The sequence below is a fragment of the Streptomyces sp. NPDC059443 genome (assembly GCF_042750105.1).
Lineage (GTDB): Bacteria > Actinomycetota > Actinomycetes > Streptomycetales > Streptomycetaceae > Streptomyces.
In genome coordinates this window covers 12,956-39,713 of record NZ_JBHYVM010000040.1, presented here as the reverse complement: position 1 = coordinate 39,713, position 26,758 = coordinate 12,956, and the positions used below count along the sequence as shown (strand labels likewise).

Here is a 26,758-nt window from a genome sequence, read left to right as displayed (position 1 = left end):
CCATCTGCGTGCGTAGGCTTCCAGCCATGCTGATCGCCCGCTCCGCCGCCCTCTTCGCACTCGCCGCCCTCCTGGAGATCGGCGGCGCCTGGCTCGTCTGGCAGGGCGTCCGCGAACACAAGGGCTGGGCCTGGATCGGCGCCGGCGTCATCGCACTGGGCCTCTACGGGTTCGTCGCCACCCTCCAGCCCTCGGGAGACTTCGCCCGCGTCCTGGCGGCCTACGGAGGGGTCTTCGTAGCCGGTTCCCTCCTCTGGGGCGTGGTCGCCGACGGCTACCGACCCGACCGCTGGGACATCACGGGTGCGCTCGTCTGCCTCGCCGGCATGGCCGTGATCATGTACGCCCCGCGCGGCCGGTGACGGCCGTCACCACCGGCGACCGCCGTCGCGACCGGCCTATGCTGGCGGGTATTCACCCGTACGAACACCCGAACAAGTGGTCCACGATCACACGAGGAGCCAGCTCATGAGCACGGCCACGGCCCCGGCCTCCATCCGAACCGCCGTAGTCACCGGCGCGAGCAGCGGCATCGGCGCGGCCACCGCCCGGCAGCTCGCCGCGGCCGGCTACCACGTCGTCCTCACCGCCCGCCGCAAGGACCGCATCGAAGAGCTCGCCGCCGAGATCACGGCGGCCGGCCACCGGGCCACCGCCTACCCCCTGGACGTCACCGACCGCGCCGCCGTCGACGCCCTCGCCGCCTCGCTCGACCGCTGCGACGTGCTGGTCAACAACGCCGGCGGCGCCATCGGAGCCGAGCCCGTCGCCACCGGCGACCCCGCCGACTGGCGCACGATGTACGAGGTCAACGTCATCGGCACGCTCCACGTCACCCAGGCCCTGCTCCCGGCCCTGACCGCCTCCGGCGACGGCACGGTGGTCGTCCTGTCCTCCACCGCCGGCCACGCCACGTACGAGGGCGGCGCCGGCTACGTGGCCGCCAAGAACGGCGCCCGCGTCCTCGCCGAGACCCTCCGCCTGGAGATCGTCGGCCAGCCCGTCCGCGTCATCGAGATCGCCCCCGGCCTGGTCAAGACCGAGGAGTTCGCGAAGACCCGCTTCCGCGGGGACGCCGAGCGGGCCGAGAAGGTCTACGCCGGCGTGGCCGAACCCCTCACCGCCGACGACGTGGCCGACACCATCACCTGGGCGGTGACCCGTCCCAGCCACGTCAACATCGACCTCCTGGTGGTCCGCCCCCGCGCCCAGGCCTCGAACACGAAGCTCCACCGCGAGCTCTAGTCCAGCTCGCCCTACGGGACGATCCCGGCCGCCTTCAGGTGCGGCACGAGGGCCGCCGGCTTCAGCCCGGCGGCCTTCGCCGCGTCCAGGGCCCGCTGGAGGTCCGCCCCGAGCGTCGGCGTGAAGTGCAGCAGCACGATGTCCCCGGAGTGCAGCTGCGGGGTGGCGGGGGTCTCGCTCCACGTCGTGAAGTCATAGGTCCAGGTGATCAGCGCCTTGACCCCGCACGCCTTGGCGGCCAGCCGGACCTCGTCGTTGACGGCCCCGTACGGCGGCCGCAGCAGCTTCGGCGCCCGCCCGAAGGTCGCGGTCAGCTGGTCCTCGGCCCCGCACACCTCCGCGTCCTTGCCGGCGGCGTCGAGCGTGGTCAAATCAGGGTGATTAACCGTGTGGTTCTCCACACTCGCCCGCCCCTGCCCGACCAGGTCGGTGAAGTACGAGGTGTCGTACGAGGTCGCCCCCGGCAGCAGGAACAGCGACGCGGGAATCCGCTGATCGACGAGGGTCTTCGCGACGGCGGGGTCGTGCACCCACCCGTCATCGATCGTGATGAACACGACCTTCTCGTCGGTCGGCACGTGCGAAACAACGGGCGGCAGCCCCACACTCCGCCCGGCGGCGGCCTGAGCCGCGGCAGCGGGAGCCGGATCCCCCACCACGGCACCGGCAGTACCAACGGCCCCCAGGGTGAGCGACAACGACGCGAACGCGGCAAGAAGCACGCGGGATCTCCACATGCCGCACACCTTGGTCTAGACCAACTCCCCCCGTCAATCCCCTAGTCGGGAGTTCCTTGCGTCGAACGAGACGGAAGACAGCGGGAGTTGGCGAACATCACCTCGGCCGGCACTTCGGCAGACGCCCCCTCCGGGGCCACGAAGACCCTTACGGGTGAACTCGGGCGAAATCCCGGCAGGCACGACTACGCTCCGGAAGCGTGAGCCTCGACAAGGAGGAAGCTATGGCCGTGACACAGCACGAGACCACGATCGCGGAAGCCGCCGATCGTCTCTCCAAGGAGCTTCCCGGGCACCGAGTGGAGATCCTCCAGGGACGGCTCACCGTGACACCACCTGCCGACGGGCGGCACGCCCGCACCTTGACCCGGCTCACCGTGGCCTTCCACGAGGCCGGGGCCGAAAAGGCCGGCCTGGAATTCCTCCAGGGCATCGGCATCTGGCTGCCCACCGGAGAGGACGACTACGCCGTCCCGGACTTCTCGCTCGTCGAGAAGGACTTCCTGGACCACAAGGTCGCAAAGAACTGCTACCGGCCCGACGTCTTCCGCATGATCCTGGAGGTCACTTCCTCGAACTGGGCGGACGACACCGGCACCAAGGTGGAGAGCTACGCCCGGGCCGACATCCCCGTCTACGTGATCGCAGATCGGCACCACGACGAAGTCGTGATCTACACGGACCCGCGCGGCACGTGCTACCGCCTGCGCAGAACCTTCAAGCGAGGCACGACGCTCCCCCTTCCCGACTACCTCGGGGTGACCATCGAACTACCGGTGGACATGCTGCTCGACTGACCGATCACATGGAGGGGCCCGGACCGATCACGGTCCGAGCCCCTCCACTCCTGCGACGACTGCGCCCCGGCCTCAGCCCTTGATGCAGATGACCTGCTTGAGCTTGGCCACGACCTCGACCAGGTCGGTCTGCTGGTCGATGACCTGCTCGATCGACTTGTACGCACCCGGGATCTCGTCCACGACGCCCGAGTCCTTACGGCACTCCACGCCCTTGGTCTGCTCCGCCAGATCCCGTACCGAGAAGCGCTTCTTCGCCGCCGTGCGGCTCATCTTCCGGCCCGCGCCGTGCGAGGCCGAGTTGAAGGACTTCTCGTTGCCGAGGCCCTTCACGATGTACGAGCCCGTGCCCATCGAGCCCGGGATGATCCCGTAGTCACCGCTGCCGGCGCGGATCGCACCCTTCCGTGTGACCAGCAGGTCCATGCCGTCGTACCGCTCCTCCGCCACGTAGTTGTGGTGGCAGCTGATCTCCTGCTCGAAGGAGACCTTGGCCTTGCGGAACTGCTTGCGGATCACTTCCTTGGACAGGCTCATCATCACGGCGCGGTTGTACTTGGCGTACTCCTGAGCCCAGAAGAGGTCCTCGCGGTAGGCCCGCATCTCGGGCGTGGCCGCGAGGAATACGGCGAGATCCCGGTCGACCAGCCCCTGGTTGTGCGCGAGTCCGCGCGCCACTCCGATGTGGAAGTCGGCCAGTTCGTTGCCGATGTTCCGGGAACCGGAGTGCAGCATGATCCATACCGAACCAGACATATCCAGGCAAAGCTCCCAGAAGTGGTTGCCTCCGCCCATAGTTCCCAATTGCCGCAAAGCGCGCTCACGGCGGAACTTCACCTCGTCAGCGAGGTAGTCGAACCGCTCCCACAGATCCCCGAACCCCTTGTCCGAGAACCCGTACAGCCGCCCCGGATCCACCGCCTCCCGGTGCATCCCCGCGCCCACCGGGATCGCCCGCTCGATCTGGGAGCGCAGGCCCGAGAGGTCGCCCGGGAGGTCGTTGGCCGTCAGGGAGGTCTTCACCGCCGACATGCCACAGCCGATGTCCACGCCCACCGCCGCCGGGCAGACCGCGTCCTTCATGGCGATGACCGAGCCGACCGTGGCGCCCTTGCCGTAGTGGACGTCCGGCATGACGGCCAGGCCCTTGATCCAGGGCAGGCCGGCGGTGTTCTGGAGCTGGCGCATCGCGCTGTCTTCGACCGACGCGGGATCGGTCCACATCCGGATCGGGACCTGCGCCCCGGGCACTTCTACATATGACATATCGGCCTCAACGCCCCGTTAACCACAGAAAAGTCTGAATACGCAAAAGCCTCGCTCATGGGCCCAAATACGACAGGGGACCGGCGCCGGCACCAGCGTGTGCGATAGACATTGTTTCCATCCGCGCCCCAGCCGCGGCAACGCAATTTCCCGAAGGGAGCCGGTGGAACGTGCAGCGCAAGACGGTACGTGGAGTCCTGCCAGGCATCGCGGTCCTGACCTTCCTGACGGCCGGACTCACCGCGTGCACCAACGGGGGCGGGGTCGGGATCACCAGCGACTCCAAAGCCGGCGACAGCTCCGGTGCGGTCGCGCAGCCCGGCAAGTACCGCGTCCTGCCGATGCCGTGCAAGGCCGTGGACGCCAAGAAGCTCAAGGCGATGCTCCCGGCCGCCGACGCCCTCACCCCCGAGCAGCGCGACGCGCTCTACGCCGGCGTCGCGGACGCCTCGTACGACGCCGACCGGCGCGTCGGCTGCCGGTGGACCGCGCAGACTCCGACCGAGACCAGGCTGCTGTCGGTCGGCTTCGAGCGCGTGGTCTCGTACAACCGGGCCACCACCAGCGACGACGACAAGGCGCGGCAGGTCTACATCCGCCAGCTCACCGATGCCCACCTGCCCTTTCCCGGCCCGGTCAGCAGCCCGAGCCCAAGCACCGCCCCCTCGCCGAGCGGCGGTACGAGTCCCAGCGCGGGCACCGGCGCCCCGCCCTCCGCGTCCGCCTCCCCGTCCCCCTCCGCCCCGCCCGAGCTCGGCTCCCGCGTGCTCGAAGGGCTCGGCAACGAGGCCTTCCTCGACGACAAGCTCAGCGCGGCCGGCGCCACCGCCGCCCAGGCGCGAACGGTCCGGATTGTGTTCCGTACCTCGAACGTCATCGTCACCGTCGAGTACAGCGTTCAGCCCGCGCTCCCCGGCGCGGTCCCGCCGAGCGGCGAAACCCAGGACAAAGCACGACAGTTGGCCCAGGCCCTCGTCGAGCGGTTCAACGACTAGCCGCGTCCGCCGACCGGGGGATACGGGGGCCACGGCCGCCCGGCGTGACGGCGCGCACAGCAGCCGGGCGCCGGGTCGGGCTACCGTTGCCGGGTCCCGCGCCCGAAACACGAAGCCCGCACGAAGCCCGCACGAAGCCCCACAACGTCTGAAGGAATCATGCACCGATCAGCCTCGCGTCTCACCCGCGTCCTCGCCTGCGCAGCCGTTCCGGTGATCCTCACGGTCGCCGGCTGCTCGTCCGACTCGGGCAAGGACTCGGGCGCCGGCAGCGGCAAGAAGTCCGACGCGTCCTCCTCCTCCGCCAAGCCGAGCGGCAAGCCCTCCGCGAAGCTGGAGAAGGCCGTGTACGCCAAGCTGCCCGAGCCGTGCAAGGCGGTCTCCGCGAAGACCGTGGAGTCGCTCGTCCCGAAGGCGAAGGACTCCAACGGCACGGCGGCCAAGTCGAACGACCTGGCCTCCATCGCGAGCTGCACCTGGAACGGCCTGGACGAAGCCGGACTGAAGGGTTCGCAGTACCGCTGGCTCTCGATCTCCCTCGTCCGCTACGACTCGCTCGCCTCGGTCGGCACCGGCAACAAGCGCGCCGAGGACGAGTACGCCAAGCAGGTGGAGAAGGCGAAGGTCACCGAGGGCGCGGAGAACGTGAAGCCGGAGGCGGCGGGCGGCATCGGCGACCAGGCCACCTCCATCACCTTCACCACGAAGAAGGACGGCGACTTCTTCAACAACACGATCCTCGCCCGCACCCAGAACGTCGTCGTCACCCTCGACTACAACGGTGCGGCCTACGAGGGCGCCGACGCCCCGGACCAGGCGAAGCTGCTCCAGGACGCCATCGCGGCGGCGAAGGAGGCCGTGGCCTCGGTCGACGCCGCGAACAAGGAGAAGCAGCCGGAACAGTCGCCCTCCCCCTCGGCCTCCCCTTCCCCTTCGGCCTCGTAGCCGTCGCGCGCGGACCGGCTCCCCGGGCGGCGGCGGACCGCTGACGTCCGGTCACCCGTACGCGCGTACGCTGTGCCTGCCGTAGCTCGACAAGGGGAGGGGATCGCGGGTGGCCGCGATGCAGCTGACTCGTACGCACCGGATATTGATCGGTGTGGTGGTCGCCGGTGCCGTCGTCATCGCCGGGATCGGATTCGCGGGCTCGTACGCCGCCGTGCGCGCGCTCGCGATGCAGAAGGGCTTCGGCAACTTCTCGCTGGTCTTCCCCATCGGCATCGACATGGGCATCTGCGTCCTGCTCGCGCTGGACCTGCTGCTGACGTGGATCCGGATCCCGTTCCCGCTGCTGCGCCAGACGGCGTGGCTGCTGACGTTCGCGACGATCGCGTTCAACGGCGCGGCCGCCTGGCCGGATCCGCTGGGCGTCGGCATGCACGCCGTGATCCCGATCCTGTTCGTGGTCACCGTGGAGGCGGCCCGGCACGCGGTGGGCCGGATCGCGGACATCACCGCCGACCGGCACATGGAGGGCGTCCGCATCACGCGCTGGCTCCTCTCCCCGGTCCCCACGTTCAAGCTGTGGCGCCGGATGAAGCTGTGGGAGCTGCGCTCCTACGAGCAGGCCGTCGGCATGGAGCAGGACCGGCTGATCTACCAGGCCCGCCTCCAGGCCCGCTACGGCCGCTTCTGGCGCCGCAAGGCCCCCGTCGGAGCCCTGATGCCGCTCCGGCTGGCCCGCATCGGCGTCCCCCTCGCCCAGACGGCCCCGGAGGGTCTGGCCGCGGCCGGCATCGACCCCCTCCTCCTGCCTCCGGTGGCTGAGGTGTCGGGGCCGACGCACCCAGCGCTCACCGCGGCCGGCGGCGCGGTCGTCCCCGGCACCCTGATGGACGGCACGGCCAAGGGCGAGGCCCTGGGCGAGGTCGCGGGCACGGCTCAATCGCAGCCGGCGCAGTCGCTGTCGGCTCAGTCGCAGCTGGCTCAGATGCAGGCGCAGGCCCAGATGCAAGCGCAGGCGCAGGCTCAGATGCAGGCGCAGCTGCAAGCGCAGATGCAGGCCCAGGCCCAGGCGGCGGGCTTCCCCGCCGTGGGCCCGGGGCTGCCCTTCGGCCCCGAGACCGAGGCCGCGGCCGCGGCGCGGTCCCAGGCGCACGCCCCCTTCGCGGTGGACCCGACCGCCATGCCCGCCGCGCACAACAGCGCCTGGTTCGCGGCTCCCCTCGCCCCGCAGGCCGCGTACCAGGGTGGCTACAACCCCCAGTACGTCGACGGCCTGGAGCCGACCCCGGTCATGCCCCCGGCCGGCCCCGGCCCGGAGCAGCAGGGCCCGCAGGAGCTCCCGGTCCCGGCTCCCCGCCAGGACCGGCACGAGGAAGACCTCGCCGAGCCGGAGCCGGACTCGGAGCTGGGGCCGGAGTCGGAACCCGACATCGACGACGTGAAGTTCGCGGAGGCGGCGTACGAGGTCTTCCGCGCGTTCCTCGACGAGTTCTCCCAGTTCCCGACCCCGGAGCAGGTGGACATACACCTCTCGGACCGTCACGGAATCGTGCACCCGCGCAGCGCTTCGATGATCCGCCGCCTGATGCCGGAGCTGAAGCAGCGCTACCAGCGCGACCTGGAGAGCGAGCACATCGCTTAGGACCCGGGCTGGCGCCCGACCCGTCGCCAGCCCCGTACGAGAGCCACCGCCACGACCAGCAGCACGATCACGGCCAGGTCGGGCCCGTAGGAAAGCTCCATGAACCCCGCGGCGCCCGGGTGCGACCGCACCTCGACGGAGCCTTCCGGGACGGCGCCCGCCAGCAGCCCGCGCACCCACGCCAGGATCGCCACACCGGCCACGCCCACTACCAGCAGGCTCCCGGCGCTCATCCCCGACCGGCGGCCGGCACGCCACCAGCCCCGTACGGTCCCCAGGGCCCCGATGATCAGCGCGATCCCGAGCGCGCCGGACGCGGCCATCCAGGACCCGGTGGCGGCCGCGCCCAGCACCGAAGCGGCGAGGCTTCCGGCCCCCCGCCCCGTCAGCGCCTCCATGGACCCCTCCGGCGGGGCCACCGCGCGCGCCAGCAGCCAGCTGACTCCGCCCACGACCGCCAGAGCGGCCGCACCCCGCGCCCACAGCGCCCCGGCGCCCCGGCGCCCGCTTCGTGTCTCCACCAGTTCCCCCTGACCAGCCCAGCTCGTTGCGGATGCCAACCTACCAATCGGTAGGACGCAGTGAACGTGGACGTGAACCCGGACGCGGGAAGGGCCCGCACCCCCAAGGGGTACGGGCCCTTCCACAGGAGGAACCTCAGACGGCGAGCAGCTTGCGCACCCGGTCCGCCCCCACCGCGAGGAGCAGCGTGGGCAGCCGCGGCCCGGTCTCCCGGGTCACGAGCAGCCGGTAGAGCAGCGCGAAGAAGGTGCGCTGCGCGACCTTGAGCTCGGGCGTCGGCTTGGCGTCCGGCTCCAGGCCGGCCATCACCTTCGGCACGCCGTAGACGAGCGTGGTCAGCCCGTCGAGCGACCAGTGCGAGTCGAGCCCGTCCACGAGCCGCCGCAGCGATTCGCGGCCCTCGTCGTCCAGGGAGGACAGGAGCTCGACGTCGGGCTCGTCGCGCACCAGCGTCCGCTGGTCGGCCGGCACCTGCGTGGTGATCCAGTTCTCGGCGCGGTCCAGTCGCGGCCGTACCTCGTCGAGCGAGGTCAGCGGCTGCGACGGGTCCAGGTCGGTCAGGATCCGCAGGGTCTGCTCGTCGTGCCCGGCGGTGATGTCGACGACGGACGCGAGCGTCCGGTACGGCATCTGACGCCGCGTGCGCGGCAGTTCACCGGCGGCGGTCCGTACGGCCCGCGCGTGCGCGGCGGCATCGGCCGGCAGCACGGACTCGTCCGCGACCTTGGCCTCCAGCTTGTCCCACTCGTCGTAGAGCCGCTGGATCTCCTGGTCGAAGGCGATCTTGAAGGACTGGTTGGGGCGGCGGCGCGCGTACAGCCAGCGCAGCAGCTGCGGTTCCATGATCTTCAGCGCGTCGGCCGGGGTCGGGACCCCGCCCTTGCTGGAGGACATCTTGGCCATGCCGCTGATGCCGACGAACGCGTACATCGGTCCGATCGGCTGCTCGCCGCCGAAGATGCCGACGATCTGGCCGCCGACCTGGAACGAGGAGCCGGGCGAGGAGTGGTCGACGCCCGAGGGCTCGAAGATCACGCCCTCGTAGGCCCAGCGCATGGGCCAGTCGACCTTCCAGACCAGCTTGCCGCGGTTGAACTCGCTGAGCTTGACCGTCTCGGTGTACTCGTCCTCGGTGCAGACGTACGTCAGCTCGGTGGTCTCGTCGTTGTAGGACGTCACCTTGGTGAAGTCCTTGCCGCACTGGCCGCAGTACGGCTTGTACGGGAAGTACCCGCCCTCGCCGACGCTGCCGTCGTCCTCGGCGGCGGCTCCCGAGCCCTCGGCGGCCTCCAGCTCGGCCTCGTCGGCCGGCTTCTGTTGGGGCTTCTTGCCGCCCGGCTTCTGCTTGGTGCGGTACTGGTCGAGGATCGCGTCGATGTCGGCGCGGTGCTTCATCGCGAACAGGACCTGGTCGCGGTAGACGCCGGTCGTGTACTGCTCGGTCTGGCTGATCGGGTCGTACTCGACGCCCAGTTCGGCCAGCGACTCGACCATGGCGGCCTTGAAGTGCTCGGCCCACGTCGCGTACGCCGAACCGGCGGGCGCGGGGACGGCGGTCAGCGGCATGCCGATGTACTGGCCGTAGGTCTCGGGGTCCACGCCGGGGATGCCGGCCGGCACCTTGCGGTAGCGGTCGTAGTCGTCCCACGACAGGACGTGGCGCACCTCGATGCCCCGGCGGCGGATCTCGTCCGCGACCAGGTGCGGGGTCATGACCTCGCGGAGGTTGCCCAGGTGGATGGGGCCGGAGGGGGAGAGTCCGGACGCGACGACGACAGGTTTGCCGGGTGCTCGGCGCTCCGCCTCGGCGATGACCTCGTCCGCGAAACGGGAGACCCAGTCGGTCTCGGTGCTGCTCTGAGCCACGACACGTCCTTCTATCTCGAATGCTGGCTTCCGCCATTCTCCCAGACGGAAGCGGGCCCTTTGAGGTTGCCTGGTCGAGGTCGCCCGTCAGGCGGAGGTGAGCGGAGTGTCGGGGCTGAGCCGCTGCACGGCGGCGAGCACCTCGGGGCCGGTCGTACGGAGCTGCACGGGCGCGAACACCAGGGGGCTGCCGTAGCGCTTGAGGTTACGGGCGGTCCGGCCTTCGCTCCGGGCGCGGAACAGCGGTCCGGGCACCAGCGGCAGCTCCACCCCGGGCCGGGGCACGAACACCAGCGGCGCCAGGGCCGCGTACCGCTTGCCGGGGGCCTTGCCCCAGTGGACCGCGCTCAGATCGGCCCACGGGACGGTGGGCGCGCCCTTGACGGTGACGCCTTCCCCGTCGAGGCGGACCACGCATCCCAGGGCCTTCGCACGCCGGCGCACGAACAACACGAGCACGAGCCCCGCGACCACGACCGAGATGCTGAACACGCCCAGGACGATGTCCCCCGTGTCGTGCGGGTGGATCAGCCGCAGCACGCCCTGGGTCCCGAACCCTGCCATGAAGAGGGCCTGCAGGGGCACCCCCGCACAACGGAGCTCCAACGGGGTCCCGGCGGACGGGCGCGGGGCGATCGACGTCATGATCGCAACCTAGACCTCGCTCCCGGGGAGCGGAAGGCCCTTGGGTGGAGCGGAAGGCCCTTGGGCGGCCGGGAAATCTCGGATGCCGGACAGCCCTCCCATGGGATACTCGGGGTTTGTCGAACCGGGCACGCACCCGGCACAGGCACCCGGCACACGCATCCTCACAGGAACGGCAGCTCATGGCCTCGGTCCCTTCCCTCGCTTCTTCCGTCAACCAGCGCGTCGCCGACGCACTCGCCTCCGCCCTGCCGGACGCCGGTGCGAGCGACCCCCTGCTGCGACGAAGCGACCGGGCCGACTTCCAGGCCAACGGCATCCTGGCGCTCGCCAAGAAGGCCAAGGCCAACCCGCGCGAGCTGGCGACCACCGTGGTCGAGTCCATTCCCACCGGTGACCTGATCCAGGAGATCGAGGTCTCCGGACCCGGCTTCCTCAACATCACCATCACCGACCGGGCGATCATCGAGACCCTGGCCGCCCGGGCCGCCGACGACCGCCTCGGCGTGCCGCTGGCCGCGAAGCCCGGTACGACCGTGATCGACTACGCGCAGCCGAACGTGGCCAAGGAGATGCACGTCGGCCACCTCCGCTCCGCCGTGATCGGCGCCGCGATGGTGGAGATCCTGGAGTTCACGGGCGAGAAGGTGGTCCGCCGCCACCACATCGGCGACTGGGGCACCCAGTTCGGCATGCTCATCCAGTACCTGATGGAGCACCCGCACGAGCTGGACCACAAGGCGGAGGACGGCGCGGAGGTCTCCGGCGAGGAGGCCATGTCCAGCCTCAACCGCCTCTACAAGGCCTCGCGCGGCCTCTTCGACTCCGACGAGGAGTTCAAGACCCGCGCCCGCGCCCGGGTGGTGGACCTCCAGGCGGGCGAGCCGCAGACCCTCGCCCTCTGGCAGCGGTTCGTGGACGAGTCGAAGATCTACTTCTACTCCGTCTTCAACAAGCTGGACATGGACATCCAGGACCCCGACGTCATCGGCGAGTCCGGCTACAACGACATGCTCGCCGAGACCTGCAAGCTGCTGGAGGACTCGGGCGTGGCCGTCCGCTCCAACGGCGCGCTCTGCGTGTTCTTCGACGACGTCAAGGGCCCGGACGGCAACCCGACCCCGCTGATCGTCCAGAAGTCCGACGGCGGCTTCGGCTACGCCGCCACCGACCTCTCGGCGATCCGCGACCGCGTGGGCGAGCTGGACGCCACGACGCTCCTCTACGTCGTGGACGCCCGCCAGTCCCTCCACTTCAAGATGGTCTTCGAGACGGCCCGCCGGGCCGGCTGGCTGAACGAGGACACCAAGGCCGTGCAGCTGGCCTTCGGCACCGTGCTGGGCAAGGACGGCAAGCCGTTCAAGACCCGTGAGGGCGAGACGGTGCGGCTGGTGGACCTGCTGGACGAGGCGGTGGACCGGGCGACGGCCGTCGTGCGCGAGAAGGCGGAGAAGGTCGGCCTGACCGAGGAGGAGATCGTCGAGAACGGCCAGTACGTCGGCATCGGCGCCGTGAAGTACGCGGACCTGTCGACCTCGGCCGCGCGCGACTACAAGTTCGACCTGGACCAGATGGTCTCGCTGACCGGCGACACGTCCGTGTACCTCCAGTACGCGTACGCCCGCATCGGCTCGATCCTGCGTCGGGCGGGCGACCGCAAGCCGGTCGCGCACCCGGAGCTGGAGCTGGCTCCGGCGGAGCGCGCGCTCGGCCTGCACCTGGACGGTTTCGGCGAGCTGATCGCCGAGGCGGCCGCCGAGTACGCCCCGCACAAGGTGGCGGCGTACCTCTACCAGCTGTCCTCGCTGTTCGCGACGTTCTACGAGCAGTGCCCGGTCGTGAAGCCCGAGCCCGAGCTCGTCGTCGGCGAGAACCGCCTGTTCCTGTGCGACCTAACCGCCCGCACCCTCACCAAGGGCATGTCCCTCCTCGGCATCCGGACCCCCGAGAAGCTCTGACCTTCAACCAGACCGACGGCCCCCGGCGCACCCGCCCCGGGGGCCGTCGCGTTTTCCCGGGACGCCGCGTAACACGCCGTGCTACGTTCGTGGCATGGCCTCCAAGGAGCGGTTCAGCATCAGCATGGACGGTGCGCTGCGCGCGAGAGTCAAGGAGCATGCCGACGCCATGGGCCTCGACGTCTCCTCGTACGTCACGGCAGCCGTACTGCGGCAGATCGACGAGGACGTCACCGTCGCCCGGCGCTTCGCGAACATCGACGCGGACATCGCGGCGACCGAGGCCATGACCGCGCCGCCCGGTCAGGGCGACGACTTCGACGAGGCCGACCTCGCGGCCGCGCGAGCAGGCATCGCACAGGCGCTGGCCTCCGACGCGAGGGAATCCGCCGCGTGAGCAGTCCCGTCTTCGTGTACGACACGGGGATGCTCATCGCACTGGACCGCGGTGACAGGCCGGGCGGTCTCCTGCACAAGGTCCTCACCGAAGGCGGCCACCCACCGATCGTCCCCCTGCCGGTCCTGGCCCAGGCCTGGCGTCCCGGCCAGTGGACGCCCCTGACCCGCGCCGTGCCCCAGTGCGTCGTCTTCGGGGCCCACGCCTCCGCTCCACCCTCGTGCGGCGTATGCCTGGCGGGCCACACGGAGGACGACGCGAAACGGGCCGGCCGCCTCCTGGCCTCCGCCGCGATCCCTCCCGAGAAACGACCGGACGCGGTGGACGCCTTGGTCGTGGTCATCGCCGCCCGCCACCCCGAGGCGGTCATCGCCACCTCCGACCCGCGCGACATCACGGCGTGCCGGGACGCGCTCCCGGGAGCCGCGGAGTCGATCCGGGTACTGGACGTGCAGGACCTCGCCGCCTTCCTCGCGGGCAAACGCGTGCTGCACTGAGCCGCTCACCCGGACGGGCCGATTCGGGCGGTGCGAGCCGGGTAGGGGCGGGCTGTCCTTCCCCGCCCCTACCCCCGCGGAGGGCCCCGTGCCCGACATGAACGGCCCCTACGAACCCGGAACCCCGCGGGCGGCACGGTCGTGACGGGTCCGACGGACGTCATGGACCTCGGGCGGACGGCCGTCGTCGCCGACCCGACCGGCGCCGCCGTCGGCCTCTGGCAGGCGGGCACCTTCGGCGGCGCGGGCATCGTCAACGAGCACGGCGCGCTCATCTGGAACGAGCTGAACACCCGCGACGTCCCCGCCGCGGTCGCGTTCTACACCTCCGTCCTGCCGGTCACCACGGCCGCGTTCGAGATGCCGCTGGCCGGGGAGTACACGGAACTGCGGGTCGGCGGCCGCGCGGTGGCCGGGCTGATGGACGCGAGGTACCTCCCGCCGGGCACCCCGCCGCACTGGGTCCCCTACTTCGGCGCCGACGGCGCCGACGACGTCGACGCGATCCAGGCCGCCGCCGCGCGGGCCGGCGCCCCGGTCCTGGCCCCGGCCTTCGACATGGCGGCCGGCCGCATGACGGTCCTGGCCGAACCGCAGGGCGCGGTCTTCGCGGTGATCACGGCGCAGCCGGGGCGCGGCGCCTGACCGGGCCGCCGCCACCGACGTGACGGGGCTCACACGGAACCTTTCCCCGGCGTGCCCCCTCCTTGGTGTGTCAGAGCGCTTCACCACCGAGGGGGCACACCATGAAGAACACGCTGAAGGGCGCGCTGAAGGGCCCGTTGACCGGCCCGTTGACCGGCCCGTTGACCGGCACGCTGAAGGACACCACCCGGCTGCGCGCCGGGCGGGCGGTCGCCGCGCTGCTCGCCGCCGACGGGCTGGTCCACCTGTACTGGGCCACGGGCCTGACCTGGCCCGCCGCCGACGAGCGGAGCCTGTCCCTGGCGGTCCTCGGCACCGAAGTCTCCTTCGGCCCGCCCGTCGTCCTGCCGCTCGCCGCGCTCACGCTGACCGGCGCCGCCGCCGTACTCGCCCACACCCACGGCCGCGGCGGCCCGGCCACCCGCCGCGCCACCCGCCTGGTGACGGGCGCCGTCGCCGCCGGGCTGGCCGTACGCGGCCTCGCGGGCCTGGGCTGGGCCGCCGGCCTCCTCGACAGCCCGCCGGACAGCCCCTTCCGCACCCTCAACCTCGCCCTCTACACCCCCGCCTGCCTCGGCTTCGGCTGGGCGGCGGCCCGTCTGGCGAGAGCCCGGTGACCGGCCGCCCCCTCACCCCCCGCGACCGCGACCGCGGAGTCGCCCTCGCCCGCGCGGCCCTGGGCGGCAACACCCTCGCCCTGCACGACCTCCTCGACCACCTGACCCCGTACATCTCCCGGATCTGCGTGCCGATCGCCCTCGCGGACGGCCCGGACGCCACGCAGGAGGCCCTGCTCGCCGTCTTCCGGGCCCTGCGCTCCCTGCGGGATCCGGAGACCCTGTACGGCTGGGTCCGGTCCATCGCGGTCCGCGAAGCCGTCCGCACCGCCCGGCGCGCGGCCCGCGACCGCCCGGCCGAACTGGCCGACGTACCCGGTCGCGGCGACCCCCAGCTCGCCGCCGACATCGACGACGTCCTGGCCCGGCTCTCGCCGGCGCACCGGGCCGTCCTCGTACTGCGCGACATCGAAGGCCTGGACGAGGAGTCCGCGGCCGCCCTGCTCGGCGTCCCGCCGGGCACCGCCAAGTCCCGGCTTCACCGGGCCCGTACGAGCTTCAGGAAGGCGTGGTTCTCATGACGCACGCGGTGGACCCCGTCGGTCGGCTCCGCATCATGGCCGCCGCGATCCCCGGCGCCGAGGTCGTGGAGGCGACCCTCCCCGCCCCCTTCGAATCCGTCTGGGCGGTGATGTCCGACCTGGAAGGCGAGTTCGGCCGCTTCCAGCCGGACATGCGCACCGTCCGCGTCCTCCGGATGACGGGCGACCGGGTGGAGGCCCTGGCCCGCAGCAAGTACGGCCTACGGGCCCACTTCCGCGGCGTCCTGCGCCCCGGCTGGTGCTGGCTCCAGAGCCGCTTCCTGATCATCGGCATGGCGGCAACCCCGGAGCCGGGCGGCGGCACCCGCATCGCCCTGACGGGCGGCGTACGGGTCCCGGGACGCGGGGCGATCGTCCCGTTCGGTGCGAAATCGGAGCTTGAGCAGGCCGCCTCCCGGCTGAAAGAAAGGCTTTCGTGATCTCTCGCAGCTCCCAAACCTCACCGCCCCCTCTAATCTGATCGTGTTCAAAATTAATTGTGCTGGGGGGCCGGACGGCGCGTGCGCCGTTCGGAGCCAGCAGAGGGGGACAACAAATGAAGCTCAAGCGCATGACACTCGTGGCCGCCGCGGCGATGGTCGGCCCGACCCTGCTCGCGGCCACCCCGGCCATGGCCGCCGACCAGCCGGCCGCGACCGTGCCGGACGCGGCTCCGAAGGAGGCCGCGGCACCCGCCGCCGCCCCCGGGCCGGAGACCAAGCCGGAGGCCAAGCCCGCGCCCGAGACGGCCCCGGTCACGCCGGTGGCCCCGGCCGTCGCGCAGCCCGCCGCGCAGGCCGCCGCGCCGGCGCCCGCCCCGGTCGCCCCGGCTCCGGCCCCGGCCCCGGCGGCCGAGAAGGTCGCCGAGGTCAAGAACGCTCCGGCGGACTCGATCCTCATGGGCCCCGACGTCACGGTGTCTGGCATCCCGGACGGCGGCTTCAAGGCGGACGGCAGCTGGACCCCGCTGACCGTGAAGGTCGACAACTCGGCCAACATCGAGGTCACCAACTACACACCCCGGATCACGCTTTCCCAGGATGAGGGCAAGCTGAAGGCCGACCAGGTCAAGGTCGAGTACCTCGCCACGGACGCGGCGGGCAACAAGTCCTGGAAGCCGGCCTCGTTCATCGGCGGATACAACGACCACTACTTCGCCTTCGGCCTCGGCACGAAGCCGTCCGTCGCCCGCGAGTCGGTCTCCACCATCGACGTGCGGATCAGCTTCGCCGCCGACACCGCCGTGGTCCCCTTCCAGCTGTCCTCCGAAGGCCTGAGCATCCGCTCGGACGGCGGAAACGCCTGGTCCGGCTCCACCTGGTACGAGACCAGCATCGCCGGTGCGAAGGCCAACCCCACGAACCCCGTCCTTCTCGACGGCCCCTCGCTCTCGCTGAACGGCGTGCCCGCCGGGGGCTTCAAGGCGGGCGGCGACTGGCAGGAACTCACCCTCCACGTCGACAACACCGGCAAGCAGTCCCTGGAGCGGTTCAGCCTGGCCTTCGTCGTGGCCCGCCCGGACTTCGACAAGCTGGCGCCCAAGCACATCGAGGCCGAGGTCTACGGCCCGAACGGCTGGCAGCGGGTGCACCACGTCTACAGCGACGCAGGGGTCGTCTACTTCCTGATCGGAGACACCCACCCGATCGCCGCCGGACAGGTCACCGACGTCAAGCTGCGCGTCCGCTTCACCAAGGACGCCCCGCTCGGCGACATCGTGCTGCGTCCGGCCGGCGGCGCCGAGGACGACTTCGGGTCCGGCGAGAACCACGTGTACGTGCAGAGCCCCAGCCAGGGCCGACTGTCGACGATCGTCGCCGCGGACACGAACACGGGCGACACCAACCAGCCGAAGCCCAACGGCGGCGCGCAGCCGATCAGCCAGACCGGCACCGGCACCGGCACCGGCACGCAGACCGGCGGCCAGACCGGCGGCCAGCTCGCCGAGACCGGCAGCAGCCCCGCCACCACCTGGGCCATCGGCGGAGCCGGCGTGGCCCTGACCCTGGGCGCGGCCCTCGTCGCCGGCACCGGCCGCCACCGCCGCCGCACGACCGCCTGAGTCAGCGGAGGCGGAACTCGCACCAGACGACCTTGCCCGGCGCCCGGGGCAGCACGCCCCAGGCGTCGGCGAGGGCGTCCACGAGCAACAACCCCCGCCCCGGCGGCCGTTCCCCGATCCGCGACAGCCCGGGCCCGCTGTCGTGCACCTCGATCCGGACGGTCCCGTCGAAGGCGAGCAGTCGCACCAGGTACCCCCGGCCGCGCGGGACCCCGTGCCGCAGCGCGTTGGTCGCCAACTCGCTCACGCAGAGCAACACCTCGCCGTCGCGGTCGCCCCTCCCCCACACCTCCAAGGTGTCACGTGTGAAGTGGCGCGCAGCTGCGACGGTTTGGGGCGAGCGCAGGTAGAGGCGCTCGTGCACGAGGGCGGGTTGAGTATGCAGATTCACCCGCCGATCGTCGCGTTACGTGACTAACGTGTTGCTGAGCGCCAACCCGTACTCAGTGATGAGTACGGGTCGGCACGGGGTAGTACAGCCGCGAAGGTGGGGAGTCCGCTGTCATGCCACCGAGGAAACGCGCACGGCCGAACGCGACGACGATGAAGATGGTCGGCGCAATGGTGGCCGCAGCCCGGATCGCCAAGAACCTGACCCAGAAGCAGCTCGGAGAGCTGGTCAACCTGGACGCGGAAACCATCGCCTCGATCGAGCAGGGGCGGCGGGCGTTGATGCCGAATATCGCGGAGCTGTTGGACGAGGTCCTGGGGCTCCCCGGGGTGCTCACGGTCGCGGCGCGCAACATGCCGCAGATCGATGTGATCCCGCCCTGGGCGGAGCCACTGATCAACCTGGAGCAAAAGGCCGTCGCGCTGTCCTCGTACCAGAACCAGGTGATTCCGGGCCTGCTCCAGACCGAGGCGTACGCCCGGGCGGTGTTCCGCAGCCGGACCCCGCGTTACACCGACGGCGAGGTTACGGACCAAACGACGGCCAGGCTCGACCGACAAACAACGCTACGCCGTGAGAAGCCCATGCAGGCCAGCTTCGTGATCTGGGAGCCCGCCCTCGCCTGCCCGCTCGGCGGCCGGGCGGTCCTTCAGGAACAGCTCCGCCACCTAATGGTCTGCTCCGAGTGGGTCGGCGTCTCGATCCAGATCCTGCCGCTGGAGCGCCCCAGTCATCCGGCGCTGGACGGCCCATTTGTCCTGCTGGAGACCCCGAACTACCAGCACATCGCCTACATCGAGAGCCAGCGCGGCAGCCTGGTCGTCTCCGACCTCGACGAGATCAGCATCCTCGCCCAGAGGTATGCGATGCTGCGGACACAGGCCCTCAACCCCGAGGAAACCAGGGACCTGTTGAACCGGCTGCTAGGAGATCCATGAGCACCCAACTCGCGTGGTTCAAGTCCAGTTACAGCGGCAGCGACGGTGGCGACTGCCTGGAAGTGGCCGTCGCCTGGCGGAAGTCCACGTACAGCGCGAGCGACGGCGGCAACTGCGTCGAGGTGGCCACCTGCCCCCACACCGTCCACGTGCGGGACTCGAAGGTCCCGCACGGGCCCGTACTCGACCTGACCCCCGCCGCGTGGGCGGGGCTCGCTCAGTGGGTCAGCGGATAGGAGTGCCGGCCCGTCGCCGCGTCGATCTCGGTGTGGGCCTTCTGCAGCATCTGGGACGCGATGTCCATCAGCGCCCGCGCGCCGGCGATCTCTTCGCCGACTTTGAGCTGGTCCGGGTCGGAGGGGTGCCGCATGGCGTAGCCGTGCGCCCTGATCTCCTCGCCGTCCCCAAGCCTGACCATGGCCGCCGCACTCGTACGGTGGCCTTCCTCGGTGAACTCGATCTCCACATGCCACCCGACCAGCGTGGACATGGTGCATCACCTCCAGGGGTCGCCCCTATCCCTCCAGGGTGCGCCTGAGCGGGATACGACGCGACTCGGCGGGGTGCGGTGGGCTTGTGCTGCGGGTGGGGCGGTGGCGTTGACGGGCCCTGGGGGCGTCCCTCCAGTCCAGTGTCCTTCCGTGCCGGGCCGGTCCGTCAAGGGCGCTCCCTTCGGTCGCGTCGCTACGCGATGGCCTGCGGCCACCCTTGACCGACCGACCCGTCCCGGAACGCCACAAGACTTCCGGGATCCCCCCGGGGGATGGCCGGGGGGTCGAGTGGGGAGGGACGGCCATGGCCAGGGATGTGCGGGGGCGGTCCCGCCGGTCAGCCGACGCCCGGGCGGCCGGGAGAGGCCGCCTGGTCGGGATTGGGGGCGCGGGGAGTCCGGACACCCACCCGACACCGATCGAGGACCCTTCCCGAGGCCGTCGCCCGCCAACCCGCACCCAAAGATGACCAGATGCCCCTCCAAGGCCCTGAGGCGCAACAGATCGCTACGCACTGCCACTCGGCTTAGCGACTGACGACCGTCTGGGGCTGGGCATAGGCCGCCCACGACCATCCCGTGCGTCTCTCTGGGCGCGCCTGCGGACCATCGACGTCCAGCCCCACCCGTGGGGTGCATTTGTCCCATTTTGGCGGCCGGGTGGGAGTCAAACGATCAGTTCTCGGAGTCTGAGGACGAGATCAGCCCCCTGAGGTGACGTGAGACCCGCACCCGCCCCTCTGGGGGTGCGGGAAGCGGCCGTCTGCGGCCTGTACCCCTACTACGGACGGTCTGATCGTCGCCCAACGACGTCAGCCCCTCCCACTCTGTGGGCGGCCTATGGCCAGCCCCAGACGGGCCGCAGTCGCTAAGCCGAGTGGCAGTGTGTAGCGATCTGACGCGCCTCGAAGCGTGGGAGGGGCTGGTCATCGTCCTTTGGTGCGGGTTGGCGGGCGACGGCCTCGGGAAGGGTCCTCGATCGGTGTCGGGTGGGTGTCCGGACTCCCCGCGCCCCCAATCGGGGGCAGCGGGCCTCTCCCGACCGTCCGGACGTCGGCTGACCGGCGGGACCGGGCCCGGGGGCTGCGACCACGGCCGCTCCTCCGTATCCGACCCCCCGACCATCCCCCGGGGGGATCCCGGAAGTCTTGTGGCGTTCCGGGACGGGTCGGTCGGTCAAGGGTGGCCGCAGGCCATCGCGTAGCGACGCGACGCAGGAGCGCCCTTGAGGGACCGGCCCGGCACGGAAGGACACTGGACTGGAGGGAGCCCCACGGGCACCCCCCAAAGCCACCGACCCACCCGCAGCCAAGGCCAACCCCCGCACCCGGCCCCGCCGTTCGAAGCCAACCTCACCTCACCCCTCAGCCCGCAGCCACCCCGCCACCTCCGTGGCCCAGTACGTCAGGATCGTGTCCGCGCCCGCGCGCTTGATGCCGAGCAGGGTCTCCAGGATGGCGCGGTCGCGCTCGATCCAGCCCTTCTCCGCCGCCGCCTCGATCATCGCGAACTCGCCGCTGATCTGGTACGCGGCCACCGGGACGTCCACGGACTGCGCGACCCGGTAGAGGATGTCGAGGTAGGGACCGGCCGGCTTGACCATCACCATGTCGGCGCCCTCCTCCAGGTCGAGGGCGAGTTCGCGCAGCGACTCGCGGGCGTTCGCCGGGTCCTGCTGGTACGTCTTGCGGTCGCCCTGGAGCGAGGAGGCGACGGCCTCGCGGAAGGGCCCGTAGAAGGCGGAGGAGTACTTCGCCGTGTACGCCAGGATCGAGACGTCCTCGTGGCCCGTCTCGTCCAGCGCGTCGCGGATGACGCCGACCTGGCCGTCCATCATCCCGCTCGGGCCGACCACGTGGACGCCTGCGTCTGCCTGGACCTGCGCCATCTCGGCGTAACGCTCCAGCGTCGCGTCGTTGTCCACCCGGCCGTGCTCGTCCAGGACCCCGCAGTGGCCGTGGTCGGTGTACTCGTCCAGGCAGAGGTCGGACATGATGACGAGATCGTCGCCGACCTCCGCCTTCACGTCGCGGATCGCGACCTGGAGGATCCCGTCGGGCTCGGTGCCGGCGGTGCCCCGCGCGTCCTTGTTCTCGTCGGCCGGGACGCCGAAGAGCATGATCCCCGCGACCCCCGCCTCGACCGCCTCCACGGCGGCCTTCCGCAGCGTGTCCCGGGTGTGCTGGACCACGCCCGGCATCGCCGAGATGGCGAGCGGCTCGCTGATGCCCTCCCGGACGAACGCCGGGAGGATCAGGTCCGAGGGGTGCAGCCGGGTCTCCGCGACCATGCGCCGCATCGCCGGGGTGGTGCGCAGCCGGCGGGGCCGCGAGCCGGGGAAGGATCCGTACGCGCTCATCTTGTAGTCGCCTCTTCGAGCTTCGACAGCAGTCGGGACAAGCCTAGAGCCCTCCCCGGCCCGGACCCGCCCCGCCTTCGGCGACCGCCCCGTACGTCGCCGCTACGGCAGCTCCAGCAGGCCCCAGAACACCACCGCGTTCAGCAGCACCACCGCGGGCACGGCGATCGCGATGCCCACGCGGCGGGCGGCGTTGGCCGTCCGCCACGGCAGGGCCCAGCACCACACCAGCAGGGCGAACGCGGCCAGCAGCCCCACCCAGAACACCGGCCATGCGACCTTGAAGCTGGCGTCGAACGCGTGGGCGGCCTCCGTGCCGCAGGAGTCGCAGGCCATCGGCGACAGCCCCGCGTAGAGGAGCGACAGGAACGCGAGCGGCAGCGTCAGCAGGGTGGAGGCCAGCGGGGCCACGTAGGCCCGACGGTCCCGGTCGGGGTCGGAGTCGCGATCGGGACCGGCGCCGGGGACGAACTCGTAGGCGGTCATGGGACCACTCAACCCCGCCCGCCCGGCCCCCGGAACCCGCGCTGCTACTCAGACCCGCCTGGGTACGCCGCGGGGCCCGGGCGCGCTGCGCGCCGGGCCCCCGCGGTGGAACCGGCTACCTCAGGTCGTACGGCGACGCCGCGCCCCCGGGCGCCGCTCGCTCGGCCGGTAGACGCTCTCCCCGGCCTCCTTCGCGGCCTCGCGGCGCGCGGCCCCGTACTCCGCCAGGGCCTCCGCCAGCTTGCTTACGCTCGGCTCCGGCGACAGCACGTCGACCCGGAGCCCGTGCTCCTCGGCCGTCTTCGCCGTCGCCGGGCCGATGCACGCGATGACGGTGACGTTGTGCGGCTTGCCGGCGATGCCGACCAGGTTCCGCACGGTCGAGGACGAGGTGAAGAGCACGGCGTCGAAGCCGCCGCCCTTGATCGCCTCGCGGGTGTCCTGCGGCGGCGGCGAGGCGCGCACGGTCCGGTAGGCGGTGACGTCGTCGACCTCCCAGCCCAGCTCGATCAGGCCCGCGACCAGCGTCTCCGTCGCGATGTCGGCGCGCGGCAGGAAGACGCGGTCGATCGGGTCGAAGACCGGGTCGTACGGCGGCCAGTCCTCCAGCAGCCCGGCGGCGGACTGCTCCCCGCTGGGTACGAGGTCGGGCTTGACCCCGAACTCCACCAGCGCGGCGGCGGTCTGCTCGCCCACGGCGGCGACCTTGATGCCCGCAAAGGCACGGGCGTCGAGCCCGTACTCCTCGAACTTCTCCCGTACGGCCTTGACCGCGTTCACCGAGGTGAAGGCGATCCACTCGTAGCGGCCGGTCACCAGGCCCTTGACCGCGCGCTCCATCTGCTGCGGGGTGCGCGGCGGCTCCACGGCGATGGTCGGCACCTCGTGGGGCACCGCGCCGTACGAACGCAGCTGGTCGGAGAGCGAGGCGGCCTGCTCCTTGGTGCGAGGTACGAGCACGCGCCAGCCGAACAGCGGCTTCGACTCGAACCAGGACAGGTCCTCGCGCCGCGCGGCGGCGCAGTTCTCCCCGACCACGGCTATGACGGGCCGCGAACCCTCCGGCGAGGGAAGGATCTTGCCCTGCTTGAACACCTGGGCGATGGTCCCCAGGGTGGCGCTCCAGGTGCGCTGGCGGGTGGTCGTGCCGGCCACCGTCACGGTGAGCGGGGTGTCGGGCTTGCGCCCGGCGCTCACCAGCTCTGCGGCGGCCGCCGACACCGTCTCCAGCGTGGCGGAGACGACGAGGGTGCCGTCGCTGGCGCCCACCTCGCTCCAGCAGCGCTGCGAGGCGTTGCGCGCGTCCACGAACCGCACGTCCGCCCCCTGCTTGCCGCTCAGCGGCACACCGGCGTACGCGGGCACGCCGACGGCGGTCGCGACGCCCGGGACCACCTCGAAGGGGATGCCCTCGGTCGCGCAGACGAGCATCTCCTCGGCCGCGTTCCCGTCGAGCCCGGGGTCACCGGTGACGGCACGCACGACCCGCCTGCCGGAGCGCGCGGCCTCCATGACAAGATTGGCGGCGTCTCGGATCACCGGGACCCCGGCGGCCGTTGACCTTTCGTCAGCGATCGTCAGCTGAGGCGTGTCCACCCCCGCGCGCGCATGCGTACGTACGACGTCGAGCACCTCGGGCTCCGCGATCAGTACGTCCGCGGCCGCCAGCGCCTCCACGGCACGAAGCGTCAGCAGTCCGGGGTCGCCCGGGCCGGCACCGAGGAAGGTGACGTGCCCGTGGACGGCGACGGCCGCACGTGCGGAGGTGGTTGGGCTTGTGGGGTTCAAAGCGACCGCTCCCCCATCAGACCGGCCGCGCCCTTGGCCAGCATCTCGTCCGCGAGTTCGCGGCCGAGCGCCATGGCCTCGTCATACGACTGGGGCACGGGACCGGTGGTGGACAGCTGCACCAGCGTGGAACCGTCGAGGGTTCCCACGACTCCACGCAGGCGCATCTCATTGACATTCTGCCCGTCGGCCAACAGGTCGGCGAGCGCGCCCACGGGGGCGCTGCAACCGGCCTCCAGGGCGGCGAGCAGGGCGCGTTCGGCCGTCACGGCGGCCCGCGTGAACGGGTCGTCGAGCTCGCCGAGCGCGGCGATCAGGTCCGTGTCGGACGCGAGGCACTCCACGGCCAGGGCACCCTGGCCGGGTGCGGGCAGCACGTTGTCGACGGACAGCAGTTCGGTGGCTTCGTCTCCGCGGCCGATCCGGTTGAGCCCGGCGGCGGCGAGGACGACGGCGTCGAGCTCCCCGCTGCGCACGAACCCGATCCGGGTGTCGACGTTGCCGCGGATCGGGACGGTCTCGACGACCTTCCCCAGGCTCCGGGCGTACGCGTGGATCTGCGACAGCCGCCGCGGCGAGCCGGTGCCGATGCGCGCACCGTCGGGCAGCTGCTCGAAGGTCAGGCCGTCGCGGGCGACGAGCGCGTCCCGGGAGTCCTCGCGCGGCGGCATGGCCGCGATGACGAGCTCGGCGGGCTGCGTGGTCGGCAGGTCCTTCAGCGAGTGCACGGCGAAGTCCACCTCACCGCGTACGAGGGCCTCGCGCAGGGCGGTGACGAAGACGCCGGTGCCGCCGATCTGCGAAAGGCTCTCGCGGGACACGTCACCGTAGGTCGTGATCTCCACGAGCTCGACGGGCCGGCCGGTGATCGCCCGTACCGCCTCGGCGACATGCCCGGACTGGGACATGGCCAGCTTGCTGCGCCGCGTGCCGAGCCTCAGCGGCTGGTCGAGACGTGGATTCATGATGCCCGTCCTGAGTCGTGGTTCTTGTCAGCCTCGTCGGCCCGGCTGACGGAGGCCACCGTCTGCGGGTCGAGATCGAAGAGTTCGCGCAGCGCCTCGGCGTACCCGGCGCCGCCGGGCTCGCTCGCGAGCTGCTTGACGCGCACGGTCGGCGCGTGGAGGAGCTTGTCGACGACGCGACGCACGGTCTGAGTCACTTCAGCCCGCTGCCGCTCGTCGAGATCGGGTACGCGCCCGTCGAGCCGCGCCACTTCCATGGCGACGACCTCGGCGGCCATGGCGCGCAGGGCGACCACGGTCGGCGTGATGTGCGCGGCCCGCTGCGCGGCCCCGAACGCGGCCACTTCCCCGGCGACTATCCCGCGCACGGCATCGACATCGGCCGCCATGGGAGCGTCGGCGGAGGCCTCGGCCAGCGACTCGATGTCGACGAGCCGGACCCCGGGGATCCGGTGCACGGCGGCGTCGATGTCGCGCGGCATGGCGAGGTCCAGCAGCGCGAGCCGTACGGGCTGCCCGTCCACCTGGCTACGGGCCCCCTTGCGCGGCTGCCGCTGCGCGGCGGCCTCGCCCTGGTCGGCCCAGGTCCCGTGGAGCTCCAGCGAGCTGGCGTCCACCCCGGTCAGCGCGGCCCGCCCGTCGGCGGTCCGCGCCGGATCGGCGGCAAGCGCGTCGAGCCCGACGGGACACCCGTCCCGGTCCTCAACGGCAACCTTGCTCCGCACGGCCCCGGCATCGGCGATCCGCCGCCCACCGGCCGAAGCGGCCGCGAGCCGTGCGACGGCAGCCAAATCCAGCCCGGCCATCTCCAGCCCCGCCCGGGGGCCCCTCCCAGCGGTAGCTGGGGGAGTTTGAGGCGCGGGGGTCCGGGGGCTGGCCCCCGGCAACGGCGCCGCACCGGCATCGGGTCCGGGGCGAAGCTCCGGGGAACGGTCGAAGGGCGGGTAGGGGACAGCCCCCGCAGGGCCGGACCCCACGGCCACGGCCACCGCGGCGGCCACATCGTCCCCAGTCAGCACGAGCCCAGTGGCCCCCGTGCAGGACACGACGACGTCGACTCGTGTCAGCTCATCGGCAACCGAAGACATCGGCACGGCGGACGCCGCCACCCCGGTGCCCGAGGCAACCAGAATCTCGGCAAGCCGCTCCGCCCGCTCGGCGGTCCGGTTGGCCACCACGATCTCGGCGACGCCAACCCGCGCGAGCGTCGCCGCCGCCAGCGAGGACATCGACCCCGCACCGATGACGAGCGCCCGCTTCCCCGCGGCCCACTCCTCCACCGGCACGTGCACCGCGAGCTGCTCCAGCCCGAAGGTCACCAGCGACTGCCCGGCCCGGTCGATCCCGGTCTCGGAGTGCGCCCGCTTGCCGACCCGCAGCGCCTGCTGGAAAAGGTCGTTGATCAGACGCCCCGCCGTGTGGAGCTCCTGCCCCAGCGCCAGCGCGTCCTTGATCTGGCCGAGGATCTGCCCCTCGCCGACCACCATCGAGTCCAGCCCGCACGCCACCGAGAAGAGATGGTGAACGGCCCGGTCCTCGTAGTGCACGTACAGATAGGGAGTGAGCTCCTCCAGCGCGACCCCGCTGTGCTGGGCCAGCAGCGTGGACAGCTCGGCGACACCCGCGTGGAACTTGTCCACGTCCGCGTACAGCTCGATGCGGTTGCACGTGGCGAGGACCGCCGCCTCCGCCGCCGGCTCCGCGGCCAGCGTGTCGTGCAGCAGCTTGATCTTGGCATCGGCGGACAGCGAGGCCCGCTCCAGCACGCTCACGGGCGCGCTGCGATGGCTCAGCCCTACGACGAGCAGACTCATGCCGGCATCACCGCCGGTACGTCACCCTCCGGGCCGCTCTTGCGCGCGACGGCGGCGGCCCGCCCAGCGGGGGGCCACACCGGGGGGGCCGGTACAGCCACCGGGACCCTGGCGGCGCGCCCCCCGCGTGCCGCGGCGGGACGGGGGGCCCGCCCTTACACACACGGCAT

Annotated in this window: 28 protein-coding genes; 16 read left to right on the top strand and 12 right to left on the bottom strand. The window is 71.6% G+C overall.

The genetic code is table 11. The features are described from left to right. Positions 1–26 precede the first annotated feature (26 nt). Positions 27–362, top strand: a complete 336-nt coding sequence (locus ACFXDJ_RS30640) for a YnfA family protein (RefSeq protein WP_384650025.1) — start codon at positions 27–29, stop codon at positions 360–362. A 106-nt stretch (positions 363–468) separates the two neighbouring features. Then, positions 469–1,245 carry an SDR family NAD(P)-dependent oxidoreductase gene (locus ACFXDJ_RS30635; protein WP_384650023.1) on the top strand — a complete coding sequence of 259 codons (777 nt, stop codon included), beginning with the start codon at positions 469–471 and terminating at the stop codon, positions 1,243–1,245. Between the two features lie 11 nt (positions 1,246–1,256). Here the strand turns inward: ACFXDJ_RS30635 and ACFXDJ_RS30630 are convergent, their stop codons facing one another. Continuing rightward, positions 1,257–1,823, bottom strand: coding sequence for a polysaccharide deacetylase family protein (locus tag ACFXDJ_RS30630; protein ID WP_384650021.1), 567 nt, complete (start codon positions 1,821–1,823; stop codon positions 1,257–1,259). 383 nt (positions 1,824–2,206) lie between these two features. Here ACFXDJ_RS30630 and ACFXDJ_RS30625 point away from each other — a divergent pair, with 383 nt between their 5' ends. After that, entirely contained in the window at positions 2,207–2,779 is a 573-nt protein-coding gene (locus ACFXDJ_RS30625) for a Uma2 family endonuclease (RefSeq protein WP_384650019.1), read from the top strand. Between the two features lie 72 nt (positions 2,780–2,851). Here ACFXDJ_RS30625 and ACFXDJ_RS30620 read toward each other — a convergent pair whose 3' ends face one another. Then, entirely contained in the window at positions 2,852–4,045 is a 1,194-nt protein-coding gene (locus ACFXDJ_RS30620) for an RtcB family protein (RefSeq protein WP_384650017.1), read from the bottom strand. Between the two features lie 170 nt (positions 4,046–4,215). On the opposite strand from ACFXDJ_RS30620, the gene ACFXDJ_RS30615 reads away from it, so the two are divergent. From ACFXDJ_RS30615 to ACFXDJ_RS30605, 3 genes are all read left to right on the top strand, one after another. Beyond that, positions 4,216–5,040 (top strand): DUF3558 domain-containing protein, encoded by an 825-nt coding sequence (locus tag ACFXDJ_RS30615; protein WP_384650015.1) that lies wholly within the window; start codon positions 4,216–4,218, stop codon positions 5,038–5,040. A gap of 159 nt (positions 5,041–5,199) precedes the next feature. Continuing rightward, entirely contained in the window at positions 5,200–5,985 is a 786-nt protein-coding gene (locus tag ACFXDJ_RS30610; RefSeq protein ID WP_384650013.1) for a DUF3558 family protein, read from the top strand. A gap of 109 nt (positions 5,986–6,094) precedes the next feature. Then, positions 6,095–7,627, top strand: coding sequence for a DUF2637 domain-containing protein (locus tag ACFXDJ_RS30605; protein WP_384650010.1), 1,533 nt, complete (start codon positions 6,095–6,097; stop codon positions 7,625–7,627). On the opposite strand, the gene ACFXDJ_RS30600 is transcribed toward ACFXDJ_RS30605, so the two are convergent. The 3 genes from ACFXDJ_RS30600 to ACFXDJ_RS30590 form a co-directional block, all read right to left on the bottom strand. Next, complete coding sequence (locus ACFXDJ_RS30600) at positions 7,624–8,148, bottom strand: hypothetical protein (RefSeq protein WP_384650008.1); 525 nt, start codon at positions 8,146–8,148, stop codon at positions 7,624–7,626. The genes ACFXDJ_RS30605 and ACFXDJ_RS30600 overlap by 4 nt on opposite strands. 136 nt (positions 8,149–8,284) lie before the next feature. Continuing rightward, on the bottom strand, positions 8,285–10,015 hold the full coding sequence (lysS, locus tag ACFXDJ_RS30595; RefSeq protein ID WP_384650006.1) for a lysine--tRNA ligase: 1,731 nt from the start codon (positions 10,013–10,015) through the stop codon (positions 8,285–8,287). An 87-nt stretch (positions 10,016–10,102) separates the two neighbouring features. Next, positions 10,103–10,660: a hypothetical protein gene (locus ACFXDJ_RS30590; protein ID WP_384650004.1), complete on the bottom strand. Its 558-nt coding sequence runs from the start codon at positions 10,658–10,660 to the stop codon at positions 10,103–10,105. A gap of 182 nt (positions 10,661–10,842) precedes the next feature. Between ACFXDJ_RS30590 and argS the strand changes: the two genes are divergently transcribed. From argS to ACFXDJ_RS30550, 8 genes are all read left to right on the top strand, one after another. Beyond that, a complete protein-coding gene (gene argS, locus ACFXDJ_RS30585) occupies positions 10,843–12,618 on the top strand; it encodes an arginine--tRNA ligase (RefSeq protein WP_384650002.1) in 1,776 nt (591 codons plus the stop codon). A 94-nt stretch (positions 12,619–12,712) separates the two neighbouring features. Beyond that, positions 12,713–13,015 (top strand): hypothetical protein, encoded by a 303-nt coding sequence (locus ACFXDJ_RS30580; RefSeq protein WP_384650000.1) that lies wholly within the window; start codon positions 12,713–12,715, stop codon positions 13,013–13,015. Further along, entirely contained in the window at positions 13,012–13,512 is a 501-nt protein-coding gene (locus ACFXDJ_RS30575; protein ID WP_384649998.1) for a hypothetical protein, read from the top strand. The genes ACFXDJ_RS30580 and ACFXDJ_RS30575 overlap by 4 nt, the downstream gene beginning before the upstream one ends. Before the next feature lie 141 nt (positions 13,513–13,653). Further along, entirely contained in the window at positions 13,654–14,157 is a 504-nt protein-coding gene (locus tag ACFXDJ_RS30570; RefSeq protein WP_384649996.1) for a VOC family protein, read from the top strand. A 101-nt stretch (positions 14,158–14,258) separates the two neighbouring features. Continuing rightward, positions 14,259–14,774 carry a DUF3995 domain-containing protein gene (locus ACFXDJ_RS30565; RefSeq protein ID WP_384649994.1) on the top strand — a complete coding sequence of 172 codons (516 nt, stop codon included), beginning with the start codon at positions 14,259–14,261 and terminating at the stop codon, positions 14,772–14,774. Next, a complete protein-coding gene (locus ACFXDJ_RS30560; RefSeq protein ID WP_384850934.1) occupies positions 14,771–15,295 on the top strand; it encodes an RNA polymerase sigma factor in 525 nt (174 codons plus the stop codon). The genes ACFXDJ_RS30565 and ACFXDJ_RS30560 overlap by 4 nt, the downstream gene beginning before the upstream one ends. After that, positions 15,292–15,735 carry an SRPBCC family protein gene (locus tag ACFXDJ_RS30555; protein ID WP_384649990.1) on the top strand — a complete coding sequence of 148 codons (444 nt, stop codon included), beginning with the start codon at positions 15,292–15,294 and terminating at the stop codon, positions 15,733–15,735. Before ACFXDJ_RS30560 ends, ACFXDJ_RS30555 begins: the two co-directional genes overlap by 4 nt. A 116-nt stretch (positions 15,736–15,851) precedes the next feature. Continuing rightward, positions 15,852–17,357, top strand: a complete 1,506-nt coding sequence (locus tag ACFXDJ_RS30550) for a hypothetical protein (protein ID WP_384649988.1) — start codon at positions 15,852–15,854, stop codon at positions 17,355–17,357. A gap of 1 nt (position 17,358) precedes the next feature. Here the strand turns inward: ACFXDJ_RS30550 and ACFXDJ_RS30545 are convergent, their stop codons facing one another. Then, positions 17,359–17,721: an ATP-binding protein gene (locus ACFXDJ_RS30545; RefSeq protein ID WP_384650095.1), complete on the bottom strand. Its 363-nt coding sequence runs from the start codon at positions 17,719–17,721 to the stop codon at positions 17,359–17,361. 140 nt (positions 17,722–17,861) lie between these two features. Here ACFXDJ_RS30545 and ACFXDJ_RS30540 point away from each other — a divergent pair, with 140 nt between their 5' ends. Together ACFXDJ_RS30540 and ACFXDJ_RS30535 are read left to right on the top strand one after the other, a co-directional pair. Continuing rightward, positions 17,862–18,686, top strand: a complete 825-nt coding sequence (locus ACFXDJ_RS30540) for a helix-turn-helix domain-containing protein (protein WP_384850932.1) — start codon at positions 17,862–17,864, stop codon at positions 18,684–18,686. Then, the gene (locus ACFXDJ_RS30535; protein ID WP_384850930.1) at positions 18,683–18,922 is read left to right on the top strand and encodes a DUF397 domain-containing protein; all 240 of its coding nucleotides are present in this window, start codon (positions 18,683–18,685) and stop codon (positions 18,920–18,922) included. Before ACFXDJ_RS30540 ends, ACFXDJ_RS30535 begins: the two co-directional genes overlap by 4 nt. Here the strand turns inward: ACFXDJ_RS30535 and ACFXDJ_RS30530 are convergent. The 6 genes from ACFXDJ_RS30530 to ACFXDJ_RS30505 all read right to left on the bottom strand — a co-directional run bounded on the left by ACFXDJ_RS30530 (position 18,904) and on the right by ACFXDJ_RS30505 (position 26,588). Continuing rightward, the gene (locus ACFXDJ_RS30530) at positions 18,904–19,176 is read right to left on the bottom strand and encodes a DUF1876 domain-containing protein (RefSeq protein ID WP_384649982.1); all 273 of its coding nucleotides are present in this window, start codon (positions 19,174–19,176) and stop codon (positions 18,904–18,906) included. The genes ACFXDJ_RS30535 and ACFXDJ_RS30530 overlap by 19 nt on opposite strands. A 1,357-nt stretch (positions 19,177–20,533) precedes the next feature. Further along, positions 20,534–21,535: a porphobilinogen synthase gene (gene hemB, locus ACFXDJ_RS30525; RefSeq protein ID WP_384664168.1), complete on the bottom strand. Its 1,002-nt coding sequence runs from the start codon at positions 21,533–21,535 to the stop codon at positions 20,534–20,536. A gap of 102 nt (positions 21,536–21,637) precedes the next feature. Continuing rightward, the gene (locus tag ACFXDJ_RS30520) at positions 21,638–22,021 is read right to left on the bottom strand and encodes a hypothetical protein (protein ID WP_384664170.1); all 384 of its coding nucleotides are present in this window, start codon (positions 22,019–22,021) and stop codon (positions 21,638–21,640) included. A gap of 120 nt (positions 22,022–22,141) precedes the next feature. Next, positions 22,142–23,809 (bottom strand): uroporphyrinogen-III synthase, encoded by a 1,668-nt coding sequence (locus tag ACFXDJ_RS30515; protein WP_384663821.1) that lies wholly within the window; start codon positions 23,807–23,809, stop codon positions 22,142–22,144. Next, positions 23,806–24,774, bottom strand: coding sequence for a hydroxymethylbilane synthase (gene hemC / locus ACFXDJ_RS30510; RefSeq protein ID WP_384663820.1), 969 nt, complete (start codon positions 24,772–24,774; stop codon positions 23,806–23,808). The genes ACFXDJ_RS30515 and hemC overlap by 4 nt, the downstream gene beginning before the upstream one ends. Continuing rightward, positions 24,771–26,588 (bottom strand): glutamyl-tRNA reductase, encoded by a 1,818-nt coding sequence (locus ACFXDJ_RS30505; RefSeq protein ID WP_384850928.1) that lies wholly within the window; start codon positions 26,586–26,588, stop codon positions 24,771–24,773. The genes hemC and ACFXDJ_RS30505 overlap by 4 nt, the downstream gene beginning before the upstream one ends. Between the last annotated feature and the right edge of the window lie 170 nt (positions 26,589–26,758).

Coding starts and splice junctions, on each gene's coding strand:
- ACFXDJ_RS30640 (WP_384650025.1), top strand. CDS start 27: ATGCTGATCGCCCGCTCCGCCGCCCTCTTCGCACTCGCCGCCCTCCTG.
- ACFXDJ_RS30635 (WP_384650023.1), top strand. CDS start 469: ATGAGCACGGCCACGGCCCCGGCCTCCATCCGAACCGCCGTAGTCACC.
- ACFXDJ_RS30625 (WP_384650019.1), top strand. CDS start 2,207: ATGGCCGTGACACAGCACGAGACCACGATCGCGGAAGCCGCCGATCGT.
- ACFXDJ_RS30620 (WP_384650017.1), bottom strand. CDS start 4,045: ATGTCATATGTAGAAGTGCCCGGGGCGCAGGTCCCGATCCGGATGTGG.
- ACFXDJ_RS30610 (WP_384650013.1), top strand. CDS start 5,200: ATGCACCGATCAGCCTCGCGTCTCACCCGCGTCCTCGCCTGCGCAGCC.
- ACFXDJ_RS30590 (WP_384650004.1), bottom strand. CDS start 10,660: ATGACGTCGATCGCCCCGCGCCCGTCCGCCGGGACCCCGTTGGAGCTC.
- argS (WP_384650002.1), top strand. CDS start 10,843: ATGGCCTCGGTCCCTTCCCTCGCTTCTTCCGTCAACCAGCGCGTCGCC.
- ACFXDJ_RS30580 (WP_384650000.1), top strand. CDS start 12,713: ATGGCCTCCAAGGAGCGGTTCAGCATCAGCATGGACGGTGCGCTGCGC.
- ACFXDJ_RS30565 (WP_384649994.1), top strand. CDS start 14,259: ATGAAGAACACGCTGAAGGGCGCGCTGAAGGGCCCGTTGACCGGCCCG.
- ACFXDJ_RS30555 (WP_384649990.1), top strand. CDS start 15,292: ATGACGCACGCGGTGGACCCCGTCGGTCGGCTCCGCATCATGGCCGCC.
- ACFXDJ_RS30550 (WP_384649988.1), top strand. CDS start 15,852: ATGAAGCTCAAGCGCATGACACTCGTGGCCGCCGCGGCGATGGTCGGC.
- ACFXDJ_RS30540 (WP_384850932.1), top strand. CDS start 17,862: ATGCCACCGAGGAAACGCGCACGGCCGAACGCGACGACGATGAAGATG.
- ACFXDJ_RS30535 (WP_384850930.1), top strand. CDS start 18,683: ATGAGCACCCAACTCGCGTGGTTCAAGTCCAGTTACAGCGGCAGCGAC.
- ACFXDJ_RS30530 (WP_384649982.1), bottom strand. CDS start 19,176: ATGTCCACGCTGGTCGGGTGGCATGTGGAGATCGAGTTCACCGAGGAA.
- hemB (WP_384664168.1), bottom strand. CDS start 21,535: ATGAGCGCGTACGGATCCTTCCCCGGCTCGCGGCCCCGCCGGCTGCGC.
- ACFXDJ_RS30520 (WP_384664170.1), bottom strand. CDS start 22,021: ATGACCGCCTACGAGTTCGTCCCCGGCGCCGGTCCCGATCGCGACTCC.
- hemC (WP_384663820.1), bottom strand. CDS start 24,774: ATGAATCCACGTCTCGACCAGCCGCTGAGGCTCGGCACGCGGCGCAGC.
- ACFXDJ_RS30505 (WP_384850928.1), bottom strand. CDS start 26,588: ATGAGTCTGCTCGTCGTAGGGCTGAGCCATCGCAGCGCGCCCGTGAGC.